A 6,818-nucleotide genomic window follows, 5' to 3' on the forward strand; every position below is an offset into this window, starting at 1 on the left:
GAGTCAAATCAAGAGATTCATTCTTAGATGAGTTATTTCTTAATTCACTAACGGTATGTCTCATATCCATGTTCATGCTAAAAATCATCTTTCTGACATAAAAAATATTTTCTATCTCACTGAATAAAACTATTCATCCAATAGGGTTATTAAGTATTCACTTTGTCTACTCATTAAGTAGCGGTTCGCTACTCAATCCTTATCGAATTGATTTTGCTCAATATACCACCGCACACGGTTGCTACTTTCACCGCCATTCATACGTCATAACAATGAGGTTACGATGGACGTCAGTCGCAGAAAATTCTTCAAAATCTGTGCCGGCGGTATGGCAGGGACAACGGCCGCAGTGTTGGGGTTTGCACCCAAAGCGGCACTTGCGGAGGTGCGCGATTACAAACTCATCCGCGCGAAAGAGACCCGCAACACCTGCACGTACTGCTCCGTAGGCTGTGGTTTGCTGATGTACAGCCTGGGCGATGGCGCGAAAAACGCCAAATCCAGCATTTTTCATATCGAAGGTGACCCGGACCATCCCGTCAACCGTGGTGCGCTTTGCCCGAAAGGTGCAGGCCTGCTGGATTACATCCACAGCGAAACCCGCCTGCGTTATCCGCAATATCGTGCACCAGGTTCTGATAAATGGCAGCGCATCAGTTGGGATGACGCATTCACGCGTATCGCCCGCCTGATGAAGGACGACCGCGATGCCCACTTCGTTGAGAAGAATGAACAAAACGTAACCGTCAACCGTTGGCTCTCCACCGGCATGTTATGCGCGTCGGCGGCCAGCAACGAAACAGGCATGCTGACGCAAAAATTTGTGCGCTCGCTCGGCATGTTAGCGGTAGATAACCAGGCGCGCGTCTGACACGGACCAACGGTAGCAAGTCTTGCTCCAACATTGGGTCGCGGTGCGATGACCAACCACTGGGTTGATATCAAAAACGCCAACGTTGTGATGGTGATGGGCGGTAACGCCGCTGAAGCGCATCCGGTGGGGTTCCGCTGGGCGATGGAAGCCAAAAACAATAACGACGCCACGCTGATTGTGGTCGATCCGCGCTTTACCCGTACCGCTTCGGTTGCGGATATTTATGCGCCTATCCGCTCCGGCACCGACATTACGTTCCTGTCGGGCGTGCTGCTGTACCTGATTTCCAATAACAAAATCAACGCCGAATACGTTAAGCACTACACCAACGCCAACTTGCTGGTGCGCGATGATTTTAGCTTTGAAGATGGGTTGTTCAGCGGCTACAACGAACAAAAACGCCAGTACGACAAAACCACGTGGAACTACCAGTTCGACGAAAACGGTTATGCGAGACGCGATGAGACACTCACCGACCCGCGCTGCGTGTGGAACCTGCTCAAAGAGCACGTTTCCCGCTATACGCCGGAAGTTGTCGAGCATATCTGTGGCACGCCTAAGTCTGACTTCCTGAAAGTGTGTGAAGTGCTGGCCTCCACCAGTGCTGTCGATCGCACTACCACCTTCCTGTATGCACTGGGCTGGACGCAACACACCGTCGGCGCACAGAACATCCGTACCATGGCGATGATCCAGTTGCTGCTCGGCAATATGGGGATGGCGGGCGGGGGCGTGAACGCACTGCGTGGGCACTCAAACATCCAGGGGTTGACCGATCTCGGTCTGCTGTCCACCAGCCTGCCAGGTTATTTGACTCTTCCGTCTGAAAAGCACACGGACCTCGAAACTTATCTGGCCGCCAACACGCCAAAAGCCACACTCCCGGGCCAGGTCAACTACTGGAGCAACTATCCGAAGTTCTTCGTCAGCCTCATGAAAGCCTACTACGGTGACGATGCCACTCGTGAGAATAACTGGGGCTTTGACTGGTTGCCGAAGTGGGATCAGTCCTACGACGTGCTGAAGTACTTCGACATGATGGACCGCAACAAAGTCAGCGGTTACATCTGCCAGGGCTTTAATCCGGTCGCCTCATTCCCGGACAAAAACAAAGTCGTTGCCAGTCTCAGCAAGCTGAAATTCCTGGTGACTATCGATCCATTAGTCACCGAAACATCCAATTTTTGGCAGAACCACGGCGAGATGAACGACGTGAACCCGGCGGATATTCAGACCGAAGTGTTCCGTTTGCCGTCGACCTGTTTTGCCGAAGAAGACGGTTCGATTGCCAACTCCGGGCGCTGGTTGCAGTGGCACTGGAAAGGCGCGGACGCCCCCGGTGAAGCACTGACTGATGGCGAGATCCTGGCCGGGGTTTACCATCGTATGCGTGAGTTGTATCGCACCGAAGGCGGCAAAGGCGTGGAACCGCTGTTGAAAATGAGCTGGCACTACGACCAACCCGACCGTCCAGAATCTGAAGAAGTCGCTAAAGAGAACAACGGCTATGCGCTGGAGGATCTTTACGACCCAAGTGGCAACTTGTTGGCGAAAAAGGGCCAATTACTGGATTCGTTCGCGTGGCTTCGTGACGATGGAACGACAGCGTCCGCCTGCTGGATTTACGCCGGAAGCTGGACGGCGAAAGGCAACCAGATGGCAAACCGCGATAACGCCGATCCGTCAGGTCTTGGCAACACGCTGGGTTGGGCCTGGGCGTGGCCGCTTAACCGTCGCATCATTTACAACCGCGCTTCAGCCGACCCACAGGGTAAACCGTGGGACCCGAAACGCATGTTAATCAAATGGAACGGGTCGAAGTGGGTTGGCAATGATATTCCCGACTACAACACCTCACCTCCAGGTAGCGATGTAGGGCCATTTATCATGCAACCAGAAGGTTTAGGTCGCCTGTTTGCCATCGACAAAATGGCAGAAGGCCCGTTCCCTGAGCACTACGAGCCGTTTGAAACGCCACTGGGCACCAACCCGCTGCACCCCAATGTGGTTTCCAATCCCGCCGCGCGTTTGTACGAAGCCGATGCCAAACGCATGGGTAAACGTAACGAGTTCCCGTATGTCGGCACTACGTATCGTTTGACCGAGCACTTCCACACCTGGACCAAGCACTCGCGGCTGAATGCGATTGTGCAACCAGAACAGTTTGTGGAAATCAGCGAGAAGTTAGCGAAAGCCAAAGGTATTGCGAATGGTGACGCTGTGAAAGTCAGCAGCAAGCGCGGATTTATTCGTGCCGTTGCGGTGGTAACACAACGTCTGCAAACGCTGAATGCAGGCGGGCAGGAAGTGGAAACCGTCGGGATCCCACTGCACTGGGGCTTTGAAGGCTCGGCGCGTAAGGGCTATCTCGCCAATACCCTCACCCCGTCCGTCGGCGACGCCAACTCACAAACGCCTGAATATAAGGCGTTTTTGGTCAACATTGAGAAGGCATAAGGAGCGAACTCATGTCCATGCAATCTCAGGATATTATCAAGCGTTCGGCGACCAATGGGTTTACACCGCCGCCACATGCCCGCGACTTCAAGGAAGAAGTGGCCAAGCTGATTGACGTCTCAAGCTGTATTGGCTGCAAAGCCTGCCAGGTGGCGTGTTCGGAGTGGAATGACATCCGCGATGAAGTCGGTCATTGCGTCGGGGTTTACGATAACCCCGCCGATTTGAGCGCCAAATCCTGGACGTTAATGCGCTTTAGCGAGACCACGCAAAACGGCAAGCTGGAGTGGCTGATTCGTAAAGACGGCTGTATGCATTGCGAAGATCCGGGCTGCCTGAAAGCATGTCCGTCTGCGGGAGCCATTATCCAGTACGCCAACGGCATCGTCGATTTTCAGTCGGAACACTGTATTGGCTGTGGCTACTGTATTGCGGGTTGCCCGTTCAATATTCCACGCCTGAATAAAGACGATAACCGGGTCTACAAATGCACGCTGTGTGTCGATCGCGTAAGTGTTGGCCAGGAGCCGGCCTGCGTGAAAACCTGCCCAACGGGTGCCATTCATTTTGGCACTAAGAAGGAGATGTTGGATGTCGCCGACGAGCGCGTCGCGAAGCTGCAAAAACGCGGTTTTGAGAACGCCGGTCTTTATAACCCGCAAGGCGTGGGTGGCACCCATGTGATGTATGTACTGCATCATGCGGATCAGCCGGAGCTGTACCACAATTTGCCAAAAAATCCGCAAATCGACGTACCGATAAACCTGTGGAAAGGGATCCTCAAACCGCTGTCGGCGGCAGGTTTTATCGCCACCTTTGCCGGACTGATTTTCCATTACATCGGTATCGGGCCGAACGAAGAGGTGGATGAAGACGAGGAGGAGCATCATGAATAAGCAGAGCAAAATGATCGTCAGGACGAAGTTTATCGACCGTGCCTGCCACTGGACGGTAGTGATTTGCTTCTTCCTCGTGTCGCTCTCCGGTATCGCGCTGTTTTTCCCGACGTTGCAATGGCTCACGGAAACCTTCGGCACCCCGCAAATGGGCCGTATTCTGCACCCGTTCTTTGGGGTGCTGATTTTCGTGGCGCTGATGTTTATGTTTGTGCGTTTCGTTCATCACAATATCCCGGAAAAACAGGACTGGCCGTGGATTAAAAATATTGTCGAAGTGCTGAAAGGCAACGAGCATAAAGTGGCGGATGTGGGTAAATATAACGCCGGGCAGAAGATGATGTTCTGGACCATCATGAGCATGATTTTCGTGCTGCTGGTGACCGGTGTGATTATCTGGCGGCCTTATTTTGCCTCGTACTTTTCCATCAAACTGGTGCGGTACAGCCTGCTCATTCACGCAACGGTCGCCATTATTTTGATCCACGCCATTCTGATTCATATGTATATGGCGTTCTGGGTGAAAGGGTCGATTAAAGGCATGATCGTCGGCAAAGTCAGCCGCCGCTGGGCGAGCAAACACCATCCGCGTTGGTATCGTGCGATTCGTGCAAAAGAAGCGAAAAAAGAGAGCACCGAAGGGCTGTAATCCCCACCCCTTTCCTCGGTAAATTTAGGCCTGGGAAAGGGGCGATTTGTATCGGCGGCTATTTTCCAGGACAATGCGCCCCTGGAAATGTTTTATACCCAAAATAATTCGAGTTGCACGAAGGCGGCCAACGCAATTGCAGCTTGAAGTATGAAGGGGATTACCTCGGCGTAACAATGACATGAAACACCCTCTTGAAGCCCTGATGAGCGCTGCCGGTATCTTACTGCTGGCTTTTTTGTCCTGCCTGCTGCTCCCCGCTCCGGCGCTGACTATTGACCTTGCGCATCAACTCATCAAGACATTTCATTTGCTGGATATGAACCAGCTCTACACTATTATCTTTTGCCTGTGGTTTCTGGCCTTAGGCGCAATTGAATATTTCGTGATTCGTTTTATCTGGCGACGCTGGTTTTCAATTAACCGGGAAGCGTAGATGGCGATTCCAGGCGGTGGAATACCGCCTAAATAGTGGCGCCCCCCTTTAAATACAAAAATCAATCACAGTACTAATAATCACCTACCCGTAATCAATTAATACACCCTCGTATCAGAAAACATCTTCTACTGTTATTTCATTTTTAATTCTTGAATGTTTTTACACAGTTTTTATTACTTTAAAGTAAAAGTTAATTACTGCTCAAAATAATAACAATGTAAAACTACTTTGCGGATTAAAGGTAAATCCCAAACGGCTGACTATACTAAATGCATGAATGCACTCAGTGCGGGTGCAAAAAATGAGATGACAGTATGCCACTGAGTAATTTTACCCATTCTGACCCCTACACCCTCGGTATTGAGCTGGAATTGCAAATAATCAATCCACCCGCCAATGATCTCAGCCAGGATTCATCGCTGCTGGTTAATTCGCTAAAAGACGTTGTGACCGAAGGTGAAGTCAAACATGACATTACCGAAAGCATGCTGGAAATTGCCACCGGAGTCTGTGCTGATATCACCCAAGCACATTCGCAGCTGTCTAGTTTGCGCCAGCACGTCCTACAGTCTGCAAGCCAACATCATCTGGCAATTTGTGGGGGTGGCACCCATCCATTTCAAAAATGGCAGCGCCAGGAAGTATGCAAAAGTGAACGTTATAACCAGACGCTTGAGCTCTTTGGTTATTTAATGAAGCAGGCCACGGTTTTTGGCCAGCACGTTCATGTCGGATGCGAAAATGAAGAAGACGCTATCTATTTAATGCACGGTTTATCGCGCTTTATTCCGCATGTCATCGCCCTCTCCGCCTCTTCACCCTATATTCAGGGCGAGGACACCACTTATGCTTCGTCACGCCTGAATATATTCTCGGCATTCCCCGACAACGGCCCGGCCCCGTTTGTGAGCGACTGGCAGGAGTTTAAATGGATGTACCAGCGGCTCGAGTCCAGCGGCATTGTTCAATCAATGAAAGACCTGCATTGGGATATTCGCCCCAGCCCAAAATTTGGCACGGTTGAAGTGCGCGTGATGGATACACCATTGACCCTCACTCGTGCGGTCAACATCGCCGGTTTTATTCAGGCACTGGCGCATTGGCTACTTAGCGAGCGCCCGTTTGTCCCGCGTTCTGAAGATTATCTGCTGTACCGTTTTAACCGTTTTCAGGCCTGCCGCTTTGGCTTTGAAGGGGTGCTGACGGATGTCCGCAACGGTGAGCAACACACGTTGGCAGAAGATATTTTCCCCCTGCTTGATACTCTCGCCCCCTACGCGGCACAACTGCAGGCGACCTCGGCATTGGAAGCGATAGACGGCTACGTTCGCAGCAACAACAGTGACACTCGTCGCATTCGCCAATTTGTCACCGAAGGGGGGTTGTTAACCGAATTGGTACGCGAAAAATGTGAAATTTGGGCAACAGAATAAATTTATTACTCTTATTTAATACAATTGAGCGTAATTATTACGCTCAATACAGTTGATATATAAATATAAT

The 6,818-nt window shown here is 51.3% G+C and carries 5 protein-coding genes; all 5 read left to right on the forward strand.

Annotated elements, in window-relative coordinates; all coding sequences use genetic code 11:
• The first annotated feature begins 283 nt into the window (after positions 1-283).
• The 5 genes from fdnG to VJY99_RS03365 all read left to right on the forward strand — a co-directional run bounded on the left by fdnG (position 284) and on the right by VJY99_RS03365 (position 6,748).
• Positions 284-3,331 (forward strand): formate dehydrogenase-N subunit alpha, encoded by a 3,048-nt coding sequence (gene fdnG / locus VJY99_RS03345; RefSeq protein ID WP_324116323.1) that lies wholly within the window; start codon positions 284-286, stop codon positions 3,329-3,331.
• An 11-nt stretch (positions 3,332-3,342) separates the two neighbouring features.
• On the forward strand, positions 3,343-4,227 hold the full coding sequence (gene fdxH / locus VJY99_RS03350; protein ID WP_324116325.1) for a formate dehydrogenase subunit beta: 885 nt from the start codon (positions 3,343-3,345) through the stop codon (positions 4,225-4,227).
• Entirely contained in the window at positions 4,220-4,876 is a 657-nt protein-coding gene (gene fdnI / locus VJY99_RS03355; protein WP_324116326.1) for a formate dehydrogenase-N subunit gamma, read from the forward strand. The genes fdxH and fdnI overlap by 8 nt, the downstream gene beginning before the upstream one ends.
• Before the next feature lie 181 nt (positions 4,877-5,057).
• Complete coding sequence (locus tag VJY99_RS03360) at positions 5,058-5,312, forward strand: DUF1158 domain-containing protein (RefSeq protein WP_324116328.1); 255 nt, start codon at positions 5,058-5,060, stop codon at positions 5,310-5,312.
• A gap of 317 nt (positions 5,313-5,629) precedes the next feature.
• Complete coding sequence (locus VJY99_RS03365) at positions 5,630-6,748, forward strand: YbdK family carboxylate-amine ligase (protein WP_324116330.1); 1,119 nt, start codon at positions 5,630-5,632, stop codon at positions 6,746-6,748.
• Positions 6,749-6,818 lie beyond the last annotated feature (70 nt).

The sequence above is a fragment of the Buttiauxella sp. genome, assembly GCF_035271705.1.
Classification (GTDB): Bacteria; Pseudomonadota; Gammaproteobacteria; order Enterobacterales; family Enterobacteriaceae; genus Buttiauxella.